Source organism: Fusobacterium ulcerans ATCC 49185 (genome assembly GCF_900683735.1).
Classification (GTDB): Bacteria; Fusobacteriota; Fusobacteriia; order Fusobacteriales; family Fusobacteriaceae; genus Fusobacterium_A; species Fusobacterium_A ulcerans_A.
The window spans coordinates 3,019,598-3,041,387 of record NZ_LR215979.1 but is presented as its reverse complement, the minus strand read 5'-3'; the positions used below and the strand labels follow the sequence as shown (position 1 = coordinate 3,041,387).

General features: G+C 33.9%; 18 protein-coding genes, 1 tRNA gene, 3 rRNA genes and 1 other annotated feature. Of the genes, 20 read left to right on the top strand and 2 right to left on the bottom strand.

Annotated elements, in window-relative coordinates; translation table 11 throughout:
* The first annotated feature begins 240 nt into the window (after nucleotides 1–240).
* From E0E45_RS13630 to E0E45_RS13615, 4 genes are all read left to right on the top strand, one after another.
* The gene (locus E0E45_RS13630) at nucleotides 241–1,647 is read left to right on the top strand and encodes a glucose/sorbosone family PQQ-dependent dehydrogenase (RefSeq protein WP_130891666.1); all 1,407 of its coding nucleotides are present in this window, start codon (nucleotides 241–243) and stop codon (nucleotides 1,645–1,647) included.
* A 213-nt stretch (nucleotides 1,648–1,860) separates the two neighbouring features.
* Nucleotides 1,861–2,220, top strand: a complete 360-nt coding sequence (locus tag E0E45_RS13625) for a hypothetical protein (RefSeq protein ID WP_130891665.1) — start codon at nucleotides 1,861–1,863, stop codon at nucleotides 2,218–2,220.
* A gap of 72 nt (nucleotides 2,221–2,292) precedes the next feature.
* Nucleotides 2,293–3,093 carry a DUF4846 domain-containing protein gene (locus E0E45_RS13620; protein WP_130891664.1) on the top strand — a complete coding sequence of 267 codons (801 nt, stop codon included), beginning with the start codon at nucleotides 2,293–2,295 and terminating at the stop codon, nucleotides 3,091–3,093.
* 80 nt (nucleotides 3,094–3,173) lie between these two features.
* A complete protein-coding gene (locus E0E45_RS13615; RefSeq protein WP_130891663.1) occupies nucleotides 3,174–3,785 on the top strand; it encodes a LysE/ArgO family amino acid transporter in 612 nt (203 codons plus the stop codon).
* A 55-nt stretch (nucleotides 3,786–3,840) separates the two neighbouring features.
* Here the strand turns inward: E0E45_RS13615 and E0E45_RS13610 are convergent, their stop codons facing one another.
* Nucleotides 3,841–4,692: an NAD(P)H-dependent oxidoreductase gene (locus E0E45_RS13610; protein ID WP_130891662.1), complete on the bottom strand. Its 852-nt coding sequence runs from the start codon at nucleotides 4,690–4,692 to the stop codon at nucleotides 3,841–3,843.
* Nucleotides 4,693–4,868: 176 nt separating this feature from the next.
* A complete protein-coding gene (locus E0E45_RS13605; protein ID WP_130891661.1) occupies nucleotides 4,869–5,915 on the bottom strand; it encodes a carboxypeptidase-like regulatory domain-containing protein in 1,047 nt (348 codons plus the stop codon).
* Between the two features lie 207 nt (nucleotides 5,916–6,122).
* Between E0E45_RS13605 and E0E45_RS13600 the strand changes: the two genes are divergently transcribed.
* The 16 genes from E0E45_RS13600 to rplL all read left to right on the top strand — a co-directional run bounded on the left by E0E45_RS13600 (nucleotide 6,123) and on the right by rplL (nucleotide 21,786).
* Nucleotides 6,123–6,686, top strand: a complete 564-nt coding sequence (locus E0E45_RS13600; RefSeq protein ID WP_130891660.1) for a DUF1694 domain-containing protein — start codon at nucleotides 6,123–6,125, stop codon at nucleotides 6,684–6,686.
* 4 nt (nucleotides 6,687–6,690) lie between these two features.
* Nucleotides 6,691–7,959, top strand: a complete 1,269-nt coding sequence (murA, locus tag E0E45_RS13595; protein WP_130891659.1) for a UDP-N-acetylglucosamine 1-carboxyvinyltransferase — start codon at nucleotides 6,691–6,693, stop codon at nucleotides 7,957–7,959.
* Between the two features lie 17 nt (nucleotides 7,960–7,976).
* Nucleotides 7,977–8,684, top strand: a complete 708-nt coding sequence (gene rlmB, locus E0E45_RS13590; RefSeq protein ID WP_130891658.1) for a 23S rRNA (guanosine(2251)-2'-O)-methyltransferase RlmB — start codon at nucleotides 7,977–7,979, stop codon at nucleotides 8,682–8,684.
* 26 nt (nucleotides 8,685–8,710) lie between these two features.
* Complete coding sequence (locus E0E45_RS13585) at nucleotides 8,711–9,325, top strand: sigma-70 family RNA polymerase sigma factor (protein WP_130891657.1); 615 nt, start codon at nucleotides 8,711–8,713, stop codon at nucleotides 9,323–9,325.
* Between the two features lie 81 nt (nucleotides 9,326–9,406).
* Nucleotides 9,407–12,016, top strand: a complete 2,610-nt coding sequence (gene leuS, locus E0E45_RS13580; RefSeq protein ID WP_130891656.1) for a leucine--tRNA ligase — start codon at nucleotides 9,407–9,409, stop codon at nucleotides 12,014–12,016.
* A gap of 1,289 nt (nucleotides 12,017–13,305) precedes the next feature.
* Nucleotides 13,306–14,813: ribosomal RNA gene (locus E0E45_RS13575) — 16S ribosomal RNA — on the top strand.
* Between the two features lie 173 nt (nucleotides 14,814–14,986).
* Nucleotides 14,987–17,897 (top strand): 23S ribosomal RNA (locus E0E45_RS13570).
* Nucleotides 17,898–17,967: 70 nt separating this feature from the next.
* Nucleotides 17,968–18,084 (top strand): 5S ribosomal RNA (gene rrf / locus E0E45_RS13565).
* Together the 16S, 23S and 5S rRNA genes form the textbook arrangement of a ribosomal RNA operon.
* Before the next feature lie 183 nt (nucleotides 18,085–18,267).
* Nucleotides 18,268–18,420, top strand: coding sequence for a 50S ribosomal protein L33 (gene rpmG / locus E0E45_RS13560; protein WP_035960606.1), 153 nt, complete (start codon nucleotides 18,268–18,270; stop codon nucleotides 18,418–18,420).
* A gap of 26 nt (nucleotides 18,421–18,446) precedes the next feature.
* Nucleotides 18,447–18,522 (top strand) — tRNA-Trp (locus E0E45_RS13555).
* Between the two features lie 34 nt (nucleotides 18,523–18,556).
* Complete coding sequence (gene secE / locus E0E45_RS13550) at nucleotides 18,557–18,739, top strand: preprotein translocase subunit SecE (protein WP_081462973.1); 183 nt, start codon at nucleotides 18,557–18,559, stop codon at nucleotides 18,737–18,739.
* Nucleotides 18,740–18,743: 4 nt separating this feature from the next.
* Nucleotides 18,744–19,343, top strand: coding sequence for a transcription termination/antitermination protein NusG (gene nusG, locus E0E45_RS13545; RefSeq protein ID WP_005979687.1), 600 nt, complete (start codon nucleotides 18,744–18,746; stop codon nucleotides 19,341–19,343).
* Between the two features lie 71 nt (nucleotides 19,344–19,414).
* Nucleotides 19,415–19,840, top strand: a complete 426-nt coding sequence (rplK, locus tag E0E45_RS13540) for a 50S ribosomal protein L11 (protein ID WP_005979684.1) — start codon at nucleotides 19,415–19,417, stop codon at nucleotides 19,838–19,840.
* Nucleotides 19,841–19,945: 105 nt separating this feature from the next.
* Nucleotides 19,946–20,653, top strand: a complete 708-nt coding sequence (gene rplA, locus E0E45_RS13535; protein WP_130891655.1) for a 50S ribosomal protein L1 — start codon at nucleotides 19,946–19,948, stop codon at nucleotides 20,651–20,653.
* Between the two features lie 3 nt (nucleotides 20,654–20,656).
* Nucleotides 20,657–20,798 (top strand) — a sequence feature (ribosomal protein L10 leader region).
* 17 nt (nucleotides 20,799–20,815) lie between these two features.
* The gene (gene rplJ, locus E0E45_RS13530; protein ID WP_130891654.1) at nucleotides 20,816–21,328 is read left to right on the top strand and encodes a 50S ribosomal protein L10; all 513 of its coding nucleotides are present in this window, start codon (nucleotides 20,816–20,818) and stop codon (nucleotides 21,326–21,328) included.
* A gap of 92 nt (nucleotides 21,329–21,420) precedes the next feature.
* Nucleotides 21,421–21,786, top strand: a complete 366-nt coding sequence (rplL, locus tag E0E45_RS13525) for a 50S ribosomal protein L7/L12 (protein WP_005979679.1) — start codon at nucleotides 21,421–21,423, stop codon at nucleotides 21,784–21,786.
* Nucleotides 21,787–21,790: the final 4 nt, after the last annotated feature.

The window sequence follows — 21,790 nt, the reverse complement described above, 5'->3', positions numbered from 1 at the left end:
TGGTTCTTTTCTCTTTTTTATTTTCAAAATAATAATATTTAATTAATCCAAATTATTATTTAAAATATCTTATAAAATTATTAAGAGCTTATAAAATATGCAGATTATAATGTAAAAAATATCTAACTTTGTTTAAAAAATTCTTTTATAAAAAAGAAGAATTTTAACATTGTAACAGAATAATTATATCAAGTAAGTTTATAGACATATTTTAGATAAAATTTTTAAAGGAGGGACGATATGAAAAAAATTATGGTTTCATTTGTTACATTTGCTTTTACATTTCTAGTATCAGGAAATATGGCTTTAGCCAAACTCAAGCCTGTGAAAGTAGAAGAACCATTCACAGGACAGGTATTAACTGAAGGATTAGATAATCCTTGGAATATACGTTATGGTCCTGACAATATGCTTTGGGTTACAGAAAGAACAGGAAAGCGTATTGTAAGGGTAAATCCTGAAACAGGAGTGAAAAAAGTAGCATTAACTATAGATGAAGCAAGAGCAGAAGGACAGCATTTTGGAGTTTTAGGTATGGCATTAGCTCCAGATTTTTTACAAAAAGGAAGCCAGAATTATATATATGTATTTTATACATATATTCCTGAAAATAATAATACAGAATTTGGTTATAAAAAACTTGTAAGATATCAATATGATACAAAATCTGAAACTTTAAAAAATCCAACAGTTATTATAGATAAAATTCCTAGTGGTGATGACCATAATGGTGGTAGAGTAACTTTTGGTCCTGATGGAAAAATATATCTGACTCTTGGTGAGTTAGGTCATAATCAAGGTAAAAATGCTTTCAAAAAAAATGAGGCTCAAAGATTACCAACAGCTAAAGAAATCCAAGATGGAAATCATGATGCATATGTAGGAAAAGTTTTAAGAATGAATCCAGATGGATCTATTCCAGAAGATAACCCAGTTCTTAATGGAGTAAAAAGTCATATATTTACTTATGGACATAGAAACCCACAAGGGATTGTAGTTGTTGGGGATAAAATTTTCTCTAGTGAGCATGGACCTTCTTCAGATGATGAATTGAATCTCCTTGTAAGCGGAGGAAATTATGGATGGCCACATGTTGCAGGATTCCAAGATAATCAGTCATATAAATTTATAGACTGGTCAACAGCTCCTAAAGATGCAGCTGTAGATCCTAATGTACCTGATCCACGTGTAAAAGTATATTTAGAATCAGATTGGAAAGCACCAGCAAACTATAAAGATCCTATAAAAACTTTCTATACAGTTAGAGAAGGATATAACTACCATGATGGAGATACCTATGGAGATATATCTTATGTTGAATGGCCAACAGTAGCACCATCTAGTATAAATTATTATGCTGATGGGCCTATGAAAGGTTGGGATAACAGTATTTTAATGACTACATTAAAAGCTGGAACTCTTTTCAGAATAAAATTAAATAATCAAAAAGATAATGTTCAGGGAGAGATAGCAACATTCTTCCATACACCAAATCGTTATCGTGATATAGCCATAAGCCCAGATGGAAATACTTTTTATATTCTAACTGACAGTGCAGGATCAGCAAGAGATATGGATTTAAAACCAACTACTAAACTGCAAAATCCTGGTTCAATATTAATGATTAAATATAATGGTGAAAAATAAAAAATAATTTAACTCTCAAATTCAGATAGCCCAAAATGAAGACAGCTTTTTATGATAAAATAAAATCATAAAGAGCTGTTTTTTATTTTAATTAAGGAAAATGTAAGAAACTTTATAACTAAGGATAAGAAAAAGAAAATATGCTATAATAAATCTAAGTATGGTCTTAATCGTTTTAAAATTACAAAAAAAAGTAACAATCAAGGAGGAACAGTGGACTATAGAAACAAAGCAATAAATTGTGTAAAAGACACAGTTTTATTGGAACAAAAAAGACAATTTGAAGAGTGTGGATATAATCTAGATGAACAATATAAAAAATATGGAAATACAGAGGCACTTTTTGCAGAGATAATCGAAGCAGGTCATATTTATGAGATTGGTTATCCTAAATGTGTTTGTCCTGAAGTATTGTCAGGAAAAATAAATAATCCATTGCATTGTGAATGTTCAAGACAAAGCATATTATATATCATTGGAAATTTATTGCCAGATAAAAATATAAATGTTGAGATGATTGAAACAGTTTTAAGTGGAGCAAAAAAATGTCGTTTCAGAGTTAGTGTAAGCTAAAATAAATATACAAAAGTAAGAGGGAAACATAATAGATATTAGTAAAAAGTCATTAGGAGAAGGAGATACATAATGAAAAAAATACTTATTTTTATACTTTTTATATTACATGCAATGACATTTTCTAAAAACCTGATAGTCAAAGAGGGAGATACAGTAAGCAGTAGATTTCTTGTTCCATCAGGATATGAAAGAGAAAATTATCCAGAAGATTCTTTTGGTACTTATTTAAGAGAATTAAAACTTAAAAAGATGGGGACTCCAGTATTGTTGTATGATGGAAGAGAGAAGTTTGTAAAATCGCACATTTCAGTGATAGACATGCCTATTCTTCCTCAAGATTTGATTCAATGTGCTGATGCAGTGATAAAATTGAGAGCAGAATATTTATATAAGCAAAAAAAATATGATACAATATCCTTTGATTTAACAAATGGGATGAAAGTTCCATTTTCAAAATTTGTAAAAGGAGAAAGAGTTAAAGTTAGTGGAAATAAAACTGTATGGGTAAAAGGGAACTATAAAACAGGATATGGAAGAGAAGTATTTGAAGAGTATCTCAAATTTATATATACATATGCAGGAACACTTTCGTTATCAAAAGAAATGAAAAAAGCAGATATAAAAGATATAGAAATAGGAGATGTATTCATTCAAGGAGGCTCTCCAGGGCATGCTGTAATAATAGTTGATACTGCAGTAAATAAAAAAACAGGAGAAAGAATTATGATGTTGGTTCAAAGCTATATGCCATCTCAGGAACTTCATATTTTAAAAAGTATTTCTGATATTTCTCCTTGGTATAAAGTAGAGGATGCTAAACTTGTAACACCTGAATGGCTTTTTGAAAAAGGAAGTTTAAAAAAATGGTAAGATATAATTTTATTAAGGTTTAGACTGTACAATATTTTTAAGATAAAATTAAATAAATAAAAAATTAAGGGGAAAATAAAATGAAATTTCTATTACAAGGTGTTACAATGGGACTTGCATATGTAGCTCCAATAGGACTGCAAAACTTATTTGTTATAAATACAGCTCTTACTCAAAAGAAAAGCAGAGCATTTATAACAGCACTTATTGTTATATTTTTTGATGTAACTCTTGCATTAGCATGTTTCTTTGGAATAGGAAGCATTATGGAAAAATCAAAACTTTTAGAAATGGGAATACTTTTTATAGGAAGTTTTATTGTTGTCTATATAGGAATAGGTCTTATAAAAGCAAAAGGTTCACTTAATAGTTCCACTGATGTAGATATTCCCTTAATAAAAGTTTTGACTACAGCTTGTGCTGTTACATGGTTTAATCCCCAGGCAATTATAGATGGAAGTATGATGTTAGGAGCATTCAGAGCTTCTCTTCCATTAGGAGATGGAATAAAATTTATATCTGGAGTAGCCTTCGCATCATGTATGTGGTTTATAGGAATGACAATATTTATAACGTGTTTTAGTAATAAAATTACAGAAAATGTACTGAGGATAATAAACATAGTATGTGGAACAGTTATAATATTTTATGGAATAAAATTATTTTATAGTTTTATCCAAATGGTAATTTGATAAATTGGTAAAATTTAAGGAAGGTACAAGTATACCTTCCTTATTATATAATTATCTATTTTTTATCAATAAAAGTTTTTTGAAGTAAAGTTTTAAGATCAGTTCTTAATTTTTCAATTTCTTTAGAATAATTTTCAGAAAGATTTTTTGGATATCTGTCATTCATAAATCTTCCATAGTTATCCATTCCCCACCAGTCAGCAAGATCATCATCAAAAACTTTGTAAGCTTTCATATATGAATCCCATTTTTCATCAGATATGCCAACACCATTTCCAATAAATCCTCTTCCTCCACCAAGGAATCCACAATTCATCATAGTAAAAAGACCTTTTCCTTTTAATAAACCTCGTAATCCGTTATTATCTGCTGTATAAGCAAATTCTTTAGCAAATACTCTTTCTTGATATCCTTTTACAATGGAATTAGCACTATCATGCCAATTAGGATATACAAAAATAATATAGTCAGCCTGAGTTACAAGTTTTTGTTCTTCAGCTACATCTTTTGTAGGAGTTCCTATTCCATCTTTTTGATAATAGAATTCATCATATGAAAGAACTGGATTCCATTTCATAGCATAAAGGTCACGAAGAGTTACTTCTATTCCATTTTCTTCAAAAAATTTCATAGCAGTGTAAGCCATATCGAAGGTTACACTATTATGTCTTGGATCACCTATTACAAATAAGGCTTTTTTGTTTTTTGAATCAGTAAATCCCTTTGGAACATATTCTTTTACAATTGCAGTAGGAACAATAGATGCAGAAGTAATGGCATCAATATTTGCCATATCAACTTTTTTAGATTCAGTGACAGAAGCTCCAGCTTTACCATCAGCTTTTTCTGCTGAGAATGCTGAAATAGATAAAGCAACAACTAAAAATAATAATGATAATTTTTTCATAAATCCTCCCTTGATATATAAAAATAACCAGCCTTTTGGGCTGGTTTTTAATTACAATTCGCCCATAGTTAAGATTGGTTTAAACCTAACGAGTACTTTGGACGCCGTAGAAAAATACTTCTAAAGATATTTAATTGTTTAAATTATAATAAAAAAACAAAAATCTGTCAAATTTTTTAATTTTTCTCCAGAATCAAGTTATTATCTGTTATATTTTTATCAAGTCTAAATAATGGAGTTTTAAATCTTTTATAATTAGGATCTGACACAGAAATAAATACATCTTTATCGCCTTCAATACCATTGAATTCATAATATCCATTTTCATTGGAAAGAACAGTGGAAATTTTATTAATATCTTCATCATGTATAGTGACAGGAATATTTACAAGAGCTTTTACCCCATCAGTTACAACTCCTTCAACATTAAATTTAGATTTATTTAATACAATTTCCAAGTTAGTAATAGATGATTGTCTGTCTATTTTTCTTATAAGCCCATTTTGAATAAAACCATCTTTTTTACATATAAGGGTAACTATTCCAGCATCTACTCTTTTTCTGAATTTTCCAAACTCATCACTTGTTATTTTAGAGGTTTCAGTACCATTCTTCACAGTTATATCAGTATTAGCTATTGGGTTTCCTTTCTCATCAATAACTCTTCCTTCAATAAAACTTGAAATTTCATGAAGATTTATAATGATATTATAAGGTTTTCCTGTTGAAGTAAATTCATAAACAAGAGCATTCTTCTTATCTAAAGAATAACCAAATCTATTTGTTTTTATTCTATAATCTCCTTTAGGAATATAAGCAGTAAATTTTCCTAGAAAATCAGTTGTAACAGTATAACTTTTATTTTTACTGTTTACAAAAGAGATTTCAGTTCCACCAATATTCATATTATCAGCTTGAACAGTTCCAGTTATTAAAACAGTGTCAGCTTTTGAAAATTTTATAGAAAAATTATTTTCTTTTTTGGTATCAATATTCTTTTCAATAGGAGCAAATTCTGGAGAAGTAAAAAGAAATATATATTTATCATCTTTTAAAGAAAATTTAATTTCTCCATTAAAAAAATCGATACTTCTGATTTCCTTATCTCCAGGTTTGTAATATTTTATATTACCCTTTAGTGTATTAAATTTTATATAGATTTCTCTAGAAAAAGAAGTAATTGTTAAAAGAAGTAAAAGAAAAAAAGATGTTAGTTTCAGCATGTTTTCCTCCATAATTATAATTTTGTAATATTAATGTATGTTCAAAAAAATATTATATTTTAGATTAAGCACTTTGATTGAATTTATTATATCACTTTTTTATATTATTCTAAACTTAAAGTTTTTTTCTTTTAATCGTTTTGTATTTAAAAAGTATTAGATATATGATATAATCACAAGTAAAAGTGTATTATCAAGGAGAGAAAAATGAGTGAGAACGTTATAGATAAAAAAAATAGTACAAAGATTAATTTTTTAAAAACTCTAAGTGAAAAAAGCTTATATCTTGATGAGTTTAAAGAAAATGTAATACTTGCTCTTACAAGAAAACAGGTTATGTCTGGGATAATTTACACTGAAGTTATAGAAGAGATGAAGAAGGAAGGAACAGCTTGTATAAAAATGAGAAGGGATGTTCCTCTTAAAGATTTTAATCCCTATATAATGGAGGCAGAGAAAGCAGGTATTCAGTATACATTGGTGGACGCTTTAGATATGAAGGGAGATATAGTTTTAGTTGTTGTTTCAAAGGAAGCTATAGAAGATGAAAATAGAGAAGTATTAGTGGAAGATGAGGAGGAAAAATTCAGAAAAGCAGGATTGAGTGGGGAGTATGCTAAACATTTAGAAGAAAAATTATGCCCTAAACATTATAAATTGCTTGCTGAAAAGATGCCATCATACAAAGGAAAATTTGGGGAACTTAGTTTATTAGACAGACTATTAGGAAGAACATGTCCTATATGTGGTAAAGAAAAGGAGAAGGATTAAATCGATGGTAGAAGCGTTCAGAGTAACAGGAGGAAAGGAAATTTCAGGAATATTGGAAGTAGAGGGATCAAAAAATGCAGCTCTTCCTATAATGATTGCAACTCTTATAGAAAAAGGAACATATATTTTGAGAAATGTACCTAATTTAATGGATATAAGAACATTAGTGAAATTATTAGAGAGTCTTGGGTTGGAAATAGAAAAACTAGATGAACATTCATATAAAATTGTAAATAATGGACTTACAAATTTAGTAGCAGGATATGAGCTTGTAAAGAAAATGAGAGCTTCTTTTTTAGTGATGGGAGCTATGCTTGCACATGAAAGAAAAGCAAGAGTTTCTCTTCCAGGAGGATGTGCTATTGGAGCCAGACCTGTAGATCTTCACTTAAAAGGATTTGAATCTCTTGGAGTAAAACTTACAATAGATCATGGATATGTAGATGCTGAAGCAGAAGAATTAAAAGGTGGAATAATAATTCTTGATTTTCCAAGTGTAGGAGCTACAGAAAACATAATAATGGCTGCAGTAAAAGCTAAAGGAAAAACTATTCTTGAGAATGCAGCAAGAGAACCTGAAATTGAAGATCTTTGTTATTTCTTAAATGATATGGGAGCTAAAATAAATGGAATAGGAACAAGCAGACTAGAAATAGAAGGTGTTGAAAAGTTATTTCCATGTGAACATACAATAATACCAGATAGAATAGTGGCAGGAACATTTATAATTGCCTCTGTAATGTTTGATGGAAAAATAGAGGTAAAGGGTGTAGTTAAAGAACATATAGGAAGTTTTCTTTTAAAATTGGAAGAAATGGGTGTAAAATTTGATATAGAAGGAGATAAATTGAGAGTGCTGTCTAAGCTTTCTGATTTAAAGCCTGTAAAAGTAACTACTATGCCTCATCCTGGATTTGCAACAGATCTTCAATCACCCATAATGACATTAATGTCTTTGGCGAATGGAACAAGTGAAATAAAAGAAACTATCTTTGAAAATAGATTTATGCATGTACCTGAATTAAATAGAATGGGAGCTAAGATAGATATAAACAATAGCTCTGCTACTATAACTGGAGTTGGTAATTTTTCTTCAGCAGAAGTAATGGCAAGTGATTTAAGAGCTGGAGCCAGTTTGATACTTGCAGCATTAAAAGCTGATGGAGTAAGTGTTATAAATAGAATATATCATGTGGATAGAGGGTATGAAAATCTTGATTTGAAACTTAAAAAAATTGGTGCAGACATAGAAAGAATAAAAGCAGAAATATAATAAAATTTGGAGGATAAATGGAGAGAATCATAGGAGTTAATCCTGTAATAGAAGTATTGCAGAACAAAGAAAAAAATATAGAAAAGTTGGAAATGTTTAAAGGGAACAAAGATGAAAAACTCAACAAGATAAAGAAACTTGCATCTGAAAGAAATATTAAAATATTTTATACAGATAAAAAAATAGAAAATTCTCAAGGAGTAGCAGTATATATCAGTGAATATGACTACTATGTAGAATTTGGAGAATTTTTAGAAAAAATAGCTCCAATGAAGAAATCAATTGTCCTTGTTTTAGATGAAATACAAGATCCTAGAAATTTTGGTGCTTTAATAAGAAGTGCAGAAGTTTTTGGAGTAAAAGGAATAATAATTCCAGAAAGAAATGCAGTAAGAGTAAATGAAACAGTAGTTAAAACTTCTACTGGAGCAATAGAACATGTGGATATAGTAAAAGTAACAAATATATCAGAAGCTTTGCTTAAACTGAAAAAATTAGATTACTGGGTATATGGAGCAGAGGGAGAAGGAAGCAAAGATTATTCAAAAGAAAAATATCCAGACAGAACAGCTCTTGTACTTGGAAGTGAAGGAAATGGTATAAGAAAAAAAGTAAAAGAGAACTGTGATGTTTTGATAAAAATACCTATGTATGGAAAGATAAACTCTTTAAATGTATCAGTAGCTGGAGGAATAATTCTTTCTGAAATAGTAAAATCGTTCTAAAGAAGACATACAGGAGAGGGAAAGAAATGGCTATCGAGTTGGTAAATGAAGATGTGATAAAACAAGCTCAGCTGGGCGATCAGGAATCTATTAATATAATATTGAAAGAATATAAAAATCTTATATATCTCAATGTAAGAAACTATTTTATAATAGGAGCAGAGCAGGATGACCTTTTACAAGAAGGGACTATTGGACTGCTTAAAGCATTGAAAGCTTATCAAAAAGGAAAATCTTCATTCAAAACTTTTGCAATGATCTGCATAAGAAGGCAGATATTAACAGCAGTGAAGGCGTCAAATACACAAAAAAATACAGCCCTTAATCTTGCATCAGGAAATTATATAGAGTGTGATGGAGGAAAAGAAATAGAATATAATAAGGGACTGAAGTCATATGTAAATTACGATCCTGAGGAAATATTTCTTACTAAAGAGAAACTTAATAATTTTAGAGCTTTTATTAATGAAAACTTCAGTTCTTTTGAAAAAGAGGTTTTTAATTATATGATAAAAGGATATTCTTATAGAGAAATAGCTGATGAAATGAATAAAAGCTTGAAGACAATAGATAATAGTTTTCAAAGAATAAAAAGAAAAAGCGAACTGTGGATAAATAGTTATCAGGAAAAACATGGATAATTAAATTTTCTATTGTTATAGAGATTTAAATATGATATATTGAATTGGAATATATAAAAGTAAATGGCAGAGGTGAGATTTTTGAGAGAATATGATTTTAAAGAAGTAGAAGCTAAGTGGCAAAAAAAATGGGCAGATGGAAATATTTTCAGAACGGAGAATAGTGTTTTTGGAAAAGAAAATTATTATGTGCTCGAGATGCTGCCTTATCCTTCTGGAAAACTTCATGTGGGACATGCCAGAAACTATACTATTGGAGATGTTATATCTAGATATAAAAGAATGAAGGGATACAATGTACTTCACCCTATGGGATGGGATTCTTTTGGATTACCAGCAGAAAATGCTGCTATTCAAAATGGAGCACATCCAGCAGTATGGACTAAATCTAACATTGAAAATATGAAAAGACAGCTGAAAATGCTTGGTTTCTCATATGATTGGGAAAGAGAAATAGCTTCGTACACACCTGAATACTATAGATGGAATCAATGGATATTCAAAAGATTATATGAAAAAGGGTTAATTTATAAGAAAAAATCCCTTGTTAACTGGTGCCCAGATTGTAATACTGTTTTAGCAAATGAACAAGTTGAAGATGGAAAATGTTGGAGACACAGCAAAACTTCTGTTATTCAAAAGGAATTGGAACAATGGTTTTTTAAGATAACAGACTATGCAGATGAATTATTAGAAGGACATAAAGAAATAAAAGATGGATGGCCTGAAAAAGTTCTTACAATGCAAAAAAACTGGATTGGAAAATCTTATGGAACTGAGATAGTATTCACAGTAGAAGAAACAGGTGAGAAACTTCCAATGTTTACAACTAGAATAGATACTATATATGGAGTGTCTTATTGTGTAGTAGCACCTGAACATCCAATTGTTTCTGAAATATTAAAAACAAATACAGAAATAAAAGCAGCAGTACAAGAGATGAAGAATACTGATTTAATAGAAAGATCAGCAGAAGGAAGAGAAAAAAGAGGGGTATTTACAGGATGGCATGTAATCAACCCTGTGACAAAAGAGAAAGTGCAATTATGGGTAGCTGACTATGTTCTTATGAACTATGGGACAGGAGCAGTTATGGCAGTTCCTTGTCATGATGAAAGAGACTTTGCTTTTGCTAAAAAATATAATCTTCCATTAAAAGTGGTAATAAATCCTATAGATAAAGAAAGTAAAAAAGAAGTAGTTTTAGAAGCAGATAAAATGACAGAAGCATTTACAGAGATGGGAATAATGACAAATTCAGGAGAATTTAATGGAATTCCTTCTAAGAAAGCTCTTACTGATATAGCTATATTTGTAGAAGAAAAAGGATATGGAACAAGAACTGTAAAATACAGATTAAAAGACTGGGGAGTATCTAGACAAAGATATTGGGGAACACCTATTCCAGCATTATACTGTGAAAAATGTGGAACTGTTATGGAAAAAGATGAAAATCTTCCTGTAAAACTTCCAGAAGATGTTTCATTCTCAGGAACAGGAAATCCACTTGAAACTTCTGAAAGTTTTAAACATGCAGTATGTCCAATATGTGGTGGACCAGCAAGAAGAGATACTGATACAATGGATACCTTTGTAGATTCGTCTTGGTATTTCTTAAGATATTGTGATCCTAAAAATATAGAATTACCATTTGATAAAAATATTGTAGATGGATGGTTCCCTGTAGATCAATATATAGGAGGAATAGAACATGCAGTAATGCACTTGCTTTATGCAAGATTCTTCCATAAAGTATTGAGAGATATGGGATTACTTTCATCAAATGAACCATTTAAAAGACTTTTAACACAGGGAATGGTATTAGGAGCTTCTTACTATTCAAATAATGAAAATAGATTCCTTTATATAGAAGAAGTAGAAATAAAGGGGGAAAAGGCATATTCTAAAGTAACTGGAGAAGAACTTATCAGTAAAATAGAGAAAATGTCTAAATCGAAAAATAATGGAGTAGACCCAGAGGAAATGGTAGAAAAATATGGGGCAGACACTACTAGATTATTTATAATGTTTGCTGCACCGCCTGAAAAAGAGCTTGAATGGAATGAAAATGGTTTGGCAGGAGCATACAGATTCCTTACTAAAATCTGGAGAATGGTAATGGAACACAAAGAAAATATGGAATTTGGGGAAATAAATCTTAATGCTGTAAGCAGAGAGGATAAAGCTCTTATTATTAAATTAAATCAAACTATAAAAAAAGTAACTGAATCTATAGAAAATGATTATCACTTCAATACTTCTATAGCAGCTACTATGGAACTTATTAATGAAACTCAAGACTTTAAAACAAATATAATAGAGGCAGGAAAATCAACTTCTGAATCTAGAAAAATATTTGGAGAAGTAGCAAGAAATATAATATTAATGCTTTCTCCTTTTACTCCTCATTTCTGTGATGATTTATGGGAAGAAATGGGAAATAAAGGATACCTTTTCAATGAAGCGTGGCCTACTTATAAAGAAGAACTTACAATATCTTCAGATGTTGTTATAGCTGTACAAGTAAATGGAAAAGTAAGAGGAACTGTAGAGGTAGAAAGAGGAACTTCTAAGGAAGTTGTTGAAAAATTAGCTTTAGAAATAGAAAATGTTAAAAAACATATGGAAGGAAAAACTTTAGCAAAAGTTATAGTTGTTCCTGAAAAAATAGTTAATATAGTAGTAAAATAATTTTTTAGAAAAATTGACTCAAGAGTAAAGAAAGTTTGAAAAACTTATTTATTTTTTGAGTCATTTTTTTAAATCCTAGTTATAAAATATATGAGTTATAGGGTGATTTAAGATGAATTAATAATTCTTTTTAAAAATTTAATTTTTAAATTTTAAAAAATGAAAAAAAATTTAGCTTTTGCTATTGACAAAATAAATTTTATGAGGTAATAATATATCAAGAAAAGATACATGAGTCTAGACAATAAATTGTATCTAAAGGAGGAGAGACCCATGAAATAAAATGCAAAGAAAAAAGAACTTAAATCAAGTTAAGAACTTTTTTCAGATAATTAAGAACATAGTATATTTAAAGATATAAAAATTTAAATAGCTTTATCAGAAAAGATATTTAAAAATGTTTTAGAAAATCACTATCCTTATAATTTAAAGTTGTTTTAAGTCTTTTATAGTAATTAATTTTTATTTCTTAGATGTGAATAGGATAAATATTACTAAAAGAAATAAAAAAAATTTTATTAAAACTTAAAGAACTTATCTATGAATATAGTAATTTAATTTTAAAAATTTAGAGAAGAATACAAGAAAAAAATTATATTTAACCTTTTATATTTGGTAGAAATATATAGAGAATAAAATCAGTTTATAGAGAAATATAATTTTGAGAGTTAAGAGTGATTCTAATCTAAAAGATAAAATTGTAGATAAATAAAAATTATTAATCAAGGATAATATTTAGGCATATATTTAAGGTAACTAAATAAAATCATAGATTTAATAATAAAAATATCTGAAGAAGTAAATTGATTTATAGGCTTAGAATATAAGAAATTTTTAACATTTGGAAGAACTAATGATCTTCTAAGAAATGGGTAGATAATTTCTTTGAAAGTAATAATTAATAATTTAAGGATATGTGAAATAAATTTATATAGATAGCTATAAATATTAGGAGGAATTTTTGAACATAGAAGAGATAAGATAGGGGGCTGTTTGATAAGTTATGAATATCAGACAGCCCTTTTTAAATTATTTTTATTTTTTAAAACCCAGTAAAATAAAGGGTTCTTCAAAAGAATAAAAAATATTTGAAAATAATTGAAAAAAAGTTGTTGACTGAAAATAGTATTTGTGATATTATAATCAATGTGCCGCAGGAAAGCGGAACAAAAGAAGAAATAAATTAAATAAAGAAAATAAGGACATTAACAACAGAATAGAGAGAGAAGAAAAAATCAACAAACAATAAAAAGGTGTAAACAATCAGTTAAAAAACTGAGTAAATAGATTGAACGAAGAGTTTGATCCTGGCTCAGGATGAACGCTGACAGAATGCTTAACACATGCAAGTCTACTTGATCCTTCGGGTGAAGGTGGCGGACGGGTGAGTAACGCGTAAAGAACTTGCCTTACAGACTGGGACAACATTTGGAAACGAATGCTAATACCGGATATTATGATTGGGTCGCATGATCTGATTATGAAAGCTATATGCGCTGTGAGAGAGCTTTGCGTCCCATTAGTTAGTTGGTGAGGTAACGGCTCACCAAGACGATGATGGGTAGCCGGCCTGAGAGGGTGAACGGCCACAAGGGGACTGAGACACGGCCCTTACTCCTACGGGAGGCAGCAGTGGGGAATATTGGACAATGGACCAAAAGTCTGATCCAGCAATTCTGTGTGCACGAAGAAGTTTTTCGGAATGTAAAGTGCTTTCAGTTGGGAAGAAGTCAGTGACGGTACCAACAGAAGAAGCGACGGCTAAATACGTGCCAGCAGCCGCGGTAATACGTATGTCGCAAGCGTTATCCGGATTTATTGGGCGTAAAGCGCGTCTAGGCGGCTTAGTAAGTCTGATGTGAAAATGCGGGGCTCAACCCCGTATTGCGTTGGAAACTGCTAAACTAGAGTACTGGAGAGGTAGGCGGAACTACAAGTGTAGAGGTGAAATTCGTAGATATTTGTAGGAATGCCGATGGGGAAGCCAGCCTACTGGACAGATACTGACGCTAAAGCGCGAAAGCGTGGGTAGCAAACAGGATTAGATACCCTGGTAGTCCACGCCGTAAACGATGATTACTAGGTGTTGGGGGTCGAACCTCAGCGCCCAAGCTAACGCGATAAGTAATCCGCCTGGGGAGTACGTACGCAAGTATGAAACTCAAAGGAATTGACGGGGACCCGCACAAGCGGTGGAGCATGTGGTTTAATTCGACGCAACGCGAGGAACCTTACCAGCGTTTGACATCCCAAGAAGTTAACAGAGATGTTTTCGTGCCTCTTCGGAGGAACTTGGTGACAGGTGGTGCATGGCTGTCGTCAGCTCGTGTCGTGAGATGTTGGGTTAAGTCCCGCAACGAGCGCAACCCCTTTCGTATGTTACCATCATTAAGTTGGGGACTCATGCGAGACTGCCTGCGATGAGCAGGAGGAAGGTGGGGATGACGTCAAGTCATCATGCCCCTTATACGCTGGGCTACACACGTGCTACAATGGGTAGTACAGAGAGCTGCAAACCTGCGAGGGTAAGCTAATCTCATAAAACTATTCTTAGTTCGGATTGTACTCTGCAACTCGAGTACATGAAGTTGGAATCGCTAGTAATCGCAAATCAGCTATGTTGCGGTGAATACGTTCTCGGGTCTTGTACACACCGCCCGTCACACCACGAGAGTTGGTTGCACCTGAAGTAACAGGCCTAACCGTAAGGAGGGATGTTCCGAGGGTGTGATTAGCGATTGGGGTGAAGTCGTAACAAGGTATCCGTACGGGAACGTGCGGATGGATCACCTCCTTTCTAAGGAGATCATTTCTCTTTCTCTATTCTATTGATAATGTTCTTGCAGCGTATTAAGCGCTGGATAACTTATCAAATGGACATTGGAAACTATATAGTAGATAAAATACAATTTTAACTCTTGTTTATATAAACAGAGTTAGCTGTCAATCAAATTAAACAAAAACAAAATAGGTTAAAATAATTAAGGGCACACAGGGAATGCCTAGGTAGTAAGAGCCGATGAAGGACGTGGTAAGCTGCGATAAGCTTGGGTTAGCTGCAAACGAGCGCCAACCCCAAGATTTCCGAATGGAGCAATCTGCTAAGATGGAGTCTTAGCACGAAAGAGGGTACCGAGTGAACTGAAACATCTAAGTAACTCGAGGAAAAGAAAGTAAAAACGATTCCCCAAGTAGCGGCGAGCGAACGGGGATGAGCCTAAACCATATAAGTGTCAAGGATACAGCCGTTGCTTATATGGGGTTGTGGGAAGAACGTTTGAAGAACTGTAAGATATTCAACATATCTAATGACCGAACTGGAACTAGTTGGAAAGCTAGATCGTAGAAGGTGATAATCCTGTACAGGTAAACTCATTAGAATGTATGTTCTCTCCCAAGTAACATGGAACACGAGGAATTCTGTGTGAATCTGCGAGGACCATATCTCGTAAGGCTAAATACTCTTACTAACCGATAGCGTATAGTACCGTGAGGGAAAGGTGAAAAGAACCCCGGGAGGGGAGTGAAATAGAACCTGAAACTGTGTGCTTACAAGCGGTCAGAGCTCTTCGGAGTGATGGCGTGCCTTTTGGAGAATGATCCTGCGAGTTACGTTCAGTGGCGAGGTTAAGTATAACGGAGCCGAAGGGAAACCGAGTCTGAATAGGGCGACATAGTCGCTGGGCGTAGACGCGAAACCTGGTGATCTAAGCCTGTCCAGGGTGAAGCTGTGGTAAGACACAGTGGAGGCCCGAACTCACCGCCGTTGAAAAGTTGGGAGATGAGGTAGGTTTAGGGGTGAAAAGCCAATCGAACTAGGAGATAGCTCGTTCTCTCCGAAATGCATTTAGGTGCAGCCTTGAGTGTTTAATTATGGGGGTAGAGCACTGAATGAACTAGGGGGCATATTGCTTACTGAATTCAATCAAACTCCGAATACCATAATTCAAAGCTCAGGAGTGAGACTATGGGAATTAACTTCCATTGTCAAAAGGGAAACAACCCAGACCACCAGCTAAGGTCCCTAATTATAACTAAGTGGGAAAGGAGGTGGAGATTCACAAACAACCAGGAGGTTGGCTTAGAAGCAGCCATACCTTTAAAGAGTGCGTAATAGCTCACTGGTCGAGAGTCTCTGCGCCGACAATGTAACGGGGCTAAGTTATAAACCGAAGCTGTGGAATTGCGCAAGCAATTGGTAGGAGAGCGTTCTGTAGGCCGTTGAAGGAGAAGCGTAAGCAACTCTGGAGGTATCAGAAGTGAGAATGCAGGAATAAGTAGCGAGAAAGGGGGCGAGAATCCCCCTCGCCGGAAGACCAAGGTTTTCAGGGTAAAGCTTGTCTTCCCTGAGTAAGCCGGGACCTAAGCCGAGGCTAAAATGCGTAGGCGAATGGAAAACAGATTAATATTTCTGTGCCAGTTATATTTTGTGATGGAGGGACGCAGAAGGGTATGTGCGCGGGAGAACGGAAGTTCCCGTAAAAGCATGTAGAGTGGTCTAGTAGGAAAATCCGCTAGATTAGACTTGAGGTGTGATATATAGTCGTAAGATGAATGCACAAATCCCACGCTGCCGAGAAAAGCTTCTAACGTTAAGGTATAACTGCCCGTACCCGAAACCGACACAGGTGGTCAGGATGAGAAATCTAAGGCGGACAGGCTAACTCTCGTTAAGGAACTCTGCAAAATTGCCCCGTAACTTTGGGAGAAGGGGTGCCCCTGGATGTTAGTAATTACGCATTATGAAGCATTTGGGGGTCGCAGTGAAGAGGCTCAAGCAACTGTTTAACAAAAACACAGGTCTATGCTAAGCTGTAAGGCGATGTATATGGGCTGACACCTGCCCAGTGCCGGAAGGTTAAGAGGAGGAGTGAGAGCTCCGAATTGAAGCCCCGGTGAACGGCGGCCGTAACTATAACGGTCCTAAGGTAGCGAAATTCCTTGTCGGGTAAGTTCCGACCTGCACGAATGGTGTAATGATTTGAGCGCTGTCTTGACGGGAGGCCTGGTGAAATTGTACTACCGGTGAAGATACCGGTTACCTACAGTAGGACGGAAAGACCCCATGGAGCTTTACTGTAGCTTGGTATTGGGTTTTGGCATTGCATGTATAGGATAGTTGGGAAACTATGAAGATATGGCGCTAGCTGTATTGGAGTTGTCGGTGGAATACCAACCATTCAATGTCGAAATTCTAATCTGTGGTTTGCAGCCACGGAAACAGTGCTAGGTGGGCAGTTTGACTGGGGCGGTCGCCTCCGAAAGAGTAACGGAGGCGTTCAAAGGTTCTCTCAGGTTGGATGGAAATCAACCGCAGAGTGCAATGGCATAAGAGAGCTTAACTGCGAGACTGACGGGTCGAGCAGGTGCGAAAGCAGGACATAGTGATCCGGCGATTCCGAATGGAAGGGTCGTCGCTCAACGGATAAAAGCTACCCTGGGGATAACAGGCTGATTTTGCCCGAGAGTCCATATCGACGGCAAAGTTTGGCACCTCGATGTCGGCTCATCGCATCCTGGGGCTGGAGAAGGTCCCAAGGGTTGGGCTGTTCGCCCATTAAAGCGGTACGTGAGCTGGGTTCAGAACGTCGTGAGACAGTTCGGTCCCTATCCACTGTAGGCGTTAGAATATTGAGAAGATCTGTCCTTAGTACGAGAGGACCGGGATGGACAAACCTCTGATGTACCAGTTGTCACGCCAGTGGCACAGCTGGGTAGTCACGTTTGGAACGGATAACCGCTGAAAGCATCTAAGCGGGAAACCAGCTTCAAGATAAGTATTCTTTAAGACTCCTTCGAGACTAGAAGGTTGATAGGTTGGGGGTGTAAGAGCTGCGAGGCTTTTAGCTGACCAATACTAATAAGTCAAAGTTTTAACCTAAAGATTGAAAGCGCGAAAGCGTATGCTACTATATAGTTTCAAGTGTCTATTAGAAAAAATAAAGACACAGCTTGGTAAGAATAGCTGCGGGGGTACACCTGGTCCCATTCCGAACCCAGAAGTTAAGCCCGTAAACGCTGAAAGTACTTGGAGGGAAGCCTCCTGGGAGGATAGGAACTTGCCAAGCTTTTTTCTTTGTCAAAAAAATAAATTTTAAAAATATTTTAATAAAAATATTTGACAAAGTTGAGAAAATCTGATATCATATTCTATGTCTTAGAAAGCAAGATAGAGTAAACTCTTTTTCACCATATTATAATTTTAATATGGGAGGATCGCAAAGATACCGTTAATGAGTGGAGGTGTAAAATTGAGAGTAAATATTCAATTAGAATGTACAGAGTGCAAAAGAAGAAACTATAGTACATCAAAAAATAAAAAGAACACTACTGAAAGATTAGAAATTAATAAATACTGTAAGTGGGACAAAAAAGTTACTTTACACAAAGAAACTAAAAAATAGTTTTTTAACGTAAGTTTACAACATGCAGGTCAATGGCTCAATTGGTAGAGCATCGGTCTCCAAAACCGAGGGTTGGGGGTTCGAGTCCCTCTTGACCTGCCATTTTTTTTATTAAGTCGAAAATAAAGGTGATTTTATGAATCTGTTTCAAGGAATAAAAATGGAATATTCCAAGGTTCAATGGCCTAAGAAAGAAGAGATTGTGAATTCAACTCTTTGGGTAATTGTTATGAGCTTAGTTTTAAGCGTTTATTTGGGAGTTTTTGATTTAATTGCTTCTAGACTGTTGAAAGTATTGGTATCTCTCTTTGGAGGATAATATAATGGAAAAAACATTAGTGAAAAAATGGTTTATGATTCATACATATTCAGGGTATGAAAAAAAAGTTAAAACTGACCTTGAACAAAAAATAGAAACACTTGGTATAGGAGACATAGTTACAAAAGTACTAGTTCCTGAAGAAGAAACTATTGAAGAGGTTAGAGGGAAAAAGAAAACTGTAGCCAGAAAAATATTTCCAGGATATGTTATGCTAGAAATGGTAGCAACAAGAGAGGAAAGTGAAGATGGAATAAACTTTAGAGTTGATTCTAATGCTTGGTATGTAGTAAGAAACACAAATGGTGTAACAGGATTCGTTGGGGTTGGTTCTGACCCTATTCCTATGGAAGATGATGAAGTTTTAAATATCTTTAGAGTTATTGGTTATGACATTCCAGAGGAAGAAAAAGAGAACAAAGAAGTTGTAAAAATTAACTTTGGACTTGGTGAGTTTGTAAAGATCCTTGGAGGAGGCTTTGCAGGTCATGAAGGAAAAGTAGCAGAAATAGATATGGAACAAAAGAAAGTAAAAGTTATGATCGAAATGTTCGGGAGAATGACTCCTGTAGAGGTAGATTTTAACAGTGTTGAGAAGGCATAGTAAGTTATGTCTTTTTAGTGGGAGATGACACCGTCATTACCACACAATTTATGGAGGTGTAATTAAATAAAATGGCAAAAGAAGTAATTAAGATAATAAAACTACAATTACCAGCAGGTAAAGCTAATCCAGCTCCACCAGTTGGACCAGCATTAGGACAACACGGAGTTAACATTATGGAATTCTGTAAAGCGTTCAATGCAAAAACTCAAGATAAAGCTGGATGGGTAATTCCAGTAGAAATTTCTGTTTATAATGATAGATCTTTCACATTCATACTTAAAACTCCACCTGCATCTGACTTATTAAAGAAAGCAGCAGGAATCCAATCAGCAGCTAAAAACTCTAAAAAAGAAGTTGCTGGACAAATAACAACAGCAAAATTAAGAGAACTTGCAGAAACTAAAATGCCTGATTTAAACGCTGGATCAGTAGAAGCTGCTATGAGAATCATAGCTGGATCAGCAAGATCTATGGGAATCAAAATAGTAGACTAGTTAATAGTAAGCTAATTAATCTGTTGTATATGGTACAAAGTACCATGGTTATATTAAGTGGTAGGAATTAATTCCGCATCACCACAAAGGGAGGAAATTAAAAAAATGGCAAAACATAGAGGAAAAAAATACTTAGAAATTGCTAAGTTAATAGAAACTGGAAAGCTTTATGAAGTAAAAGAAGCTTTAGAATTAGTTTTAAAAACAAATACTGCTAAATTTACAGAAACTGTAGAAGTTGCATTAAGACTTGGAGTAGATCCAAGACATGCAGACCAGCAAGTTAGAGGAACAGTTGTTCTTCCACATGGAACTGGAAAAACTGTAAAAGTACTAGCTATTACTTCGGGAGCTAATGTAGAAAAAGCTTTAGAAGCAGGAGCTGACTATGCAGGTTCTGATGAATATATCGCTCAAATTCAACAAGGTTGGTTAGATTTCGATCTAGTTATAGCTACACCTGACATGATGCCTAAACTAGGAAGATTAGGAAAAATATTGGGAACTAAAGGATTAATGCCAAATCCAAAATCAGGAACTGTAACTCCAGATATCGCTGGTGCTGTTTCTGAATTCAAAAAAGGTAAGTTAGCATTCAGAGTAGACAAACTTGGATCAATTCATGTACCAATTGGTAAAGCTGATTTTGCTCCTGAGAAAATTGAAGAAAACTTCAAAGCTTTCTTAGATCAAATCACAAGATTAAAGCCAGCATCTTCTAAAGGACAATACCTAAGAACTGTTGCTGTATCACTAACAATGGGACCAGGAATCAAAATGGACCCTGCATTAGTAGCTAAATATGTTGGATAAATAATTTAATATAGATCCAAACCAAAGACCGTAGGTGGTTTAAACCTTAATTACCCTACCGAGGTTGGAAGCAGGTTTCGCTAGCCTCATAGTGTGATTTCAACCTCCGTTCCATTCTTTGGCACGGAGGTAATTTTTAAGAAAAGAGGAGGTGAAAAATAAATGGCAACTCAAGCAAAAATAGATCACGTAGCTGAACTAGTAGAAAAAATTAAAAAAGCTCAATCAGTAGTATTAGTTGATTATCAAGGAATCAGTGTTAATGACGAAACTGCATTGAGAAGAAAAATGAGAGAAGCTGGTGCTGAATATCTTGTAACTAAAAACAGATTATTCAAAATAGCTCTTAAAGAAGCAGGTGTTGAGGATTCTTTTGAAGATATTTTGGAAGGAACTACAGCTTTCGCTTTTGGATATACTGATCCAGTAGCTCCTGCAAAAATTGTTTTTGATTTAGCAAAAGATAAGGCTAAAGCAAAACAAAATATTTTCAAAATAAAAGGTGGAGTTTTAACAGGAAAAAGAGTTGAAGCTGAAGGAGTAGAAGCTCTAGCTAAATTACCTTCAAGAGATCAATTACTTTCTATGTTACTTAACTCAATGCTTGGACCAATCAGAAAACTTGCTTATGCAACTGTCGCTATAGCTGATAAAAAAGAAGTAACAGCTGAATAATTATAGGATTCAATTGGTTTAATTTGATGAAATAAAATAATAATTATAATAAATCACAAATTTGTGTGTAAAAACTAAGGAGGAAACAATAAATGGCATTCGATAGAGAAAAATTTATAGCTGAATTAGAAGCTATGACAGTTTTAGAATTAAAAGATTTAGTAAGTGCACTAGAAGAGCATTTTGGTGTAACTGCAGCAGCTCCAGTAGCAGTAGCAGGACCAGCAGTAGCAGAAGCTGCTGAAGAAAAAACTGAGTTCGATGTAGTATTAACTGCAGCAGGACCTAATAAAATTGCAGTAATTAAAGAAGTAAGAGGAATTACTGGATTAGGATTAAAAGAAGCTAAAGAATTAGTTGATAATGGTGGAAAACTTAAAGAAGCAGTTTCTAAAGAAGAAGCTGAATCTGTAAAAGAAAAACTAACTGCAGCAGGAGCTACAGTAGAAGTTAAATAATTGA

Bases quoted from the DNA above. Each gene is read 5' to 3' on its own strand.
- rlmB (WP_130891658.1), top strand. From the start codon at position 7,977: ATGGAGAGAATCATAGGAGTTAATCCTGTAATAGAAGTATTGCAGAAC.
- secE (WP_081462973.1), top strand. From the start codon at position 18,557: ATGAATCTGTTTCAAGGAATAAAAATGGAATATTCCAAGGTTCAATGG.
- E0E45_RS13630 (WP_130891666.1), top strand. From the start codon at position 241: ATGAAAAAAATTATGGTTTCATTTGTTACATTTGCTTTTACATTTCTA.
- murA (WP_130891659.1), top strand. From the start codon at position 6,691: ATGGTAGAAGCGTTCAGAGTAACAGGAGGAAAGGAAATTTCAGGAATA.
- rplK (WP_005979684.1), top strand. From the start codon at position 19,415: ATGGCAAAAGAAGTAATTAAGATAATAAAACTACAATTACCAGCAGGT.
- E0E45_RS13615 (WP_130891663.1), top strand. From the start codon at position 3,174: ATGAAATTTCTATTACAAGGTGTTACAATGGGACTTGCATATGTAGCT.
- E0E45_RS13605 (WP_130891661.1), bottom strand. From the start codon at position 5,915: ATGCTGAAACTAACATCTTTTTTTCTTTTACTTCTTTTAACAATTACT.
- rplA (WP_130891655.1), top strand. From the start codon at position 19,946: ATGGCAAAACATAGAGGAAAAAAATACTTAGAAATTGCTAAGTTAATA.
- rplJ (WP_130891654.1), top strand. From the start codon at position 20,816: ATGGCAACTCAAGCAAAAATAGATCACGTAGCTGAACTAGTAGAAAAA.
- nusG (WP_005979687.1), top strand. From the start codon at position 18,744: ATGGAAAAAACATTAGTGAAAAAATGGTTTATGATTCATACATATTCA.
- E0E45_RS13620 (WP_130891664.1), top strand. From the start codon at position 2,293: ATGAAAAAAATACTTATTTTTATACTTTTTATATTACATGCAATGACA.
- E0E45_RS13600 (WP_130891660.1), top strand. From the start codon at position 6,123: ATGAGTGAGAACGTTATAGATAAAAAAAATAGTACAAAGATTAATTTT.
- E0E45_RS13610 (WP_130891662.1), bottom strand. From the start codon at position 4,692: ATGAAAAAATTATCATTATTATTTTTAGTTGTTGCTTTATCTATTTCA.
- rplL (WP_005979679.1), top strand. From the start codon at position 21,421: ATGGCATTCGATAGAGAAAAATTTATAGCTGAATTAGAAGCTATGACA.
- E0E45_RS13585 (WP_130891657.1), top strand. From the start codon at position 8,711: ATGGCTATCGAGTTGGTAAATGAAGATGTGATAAAACAAGCTCAGCTG.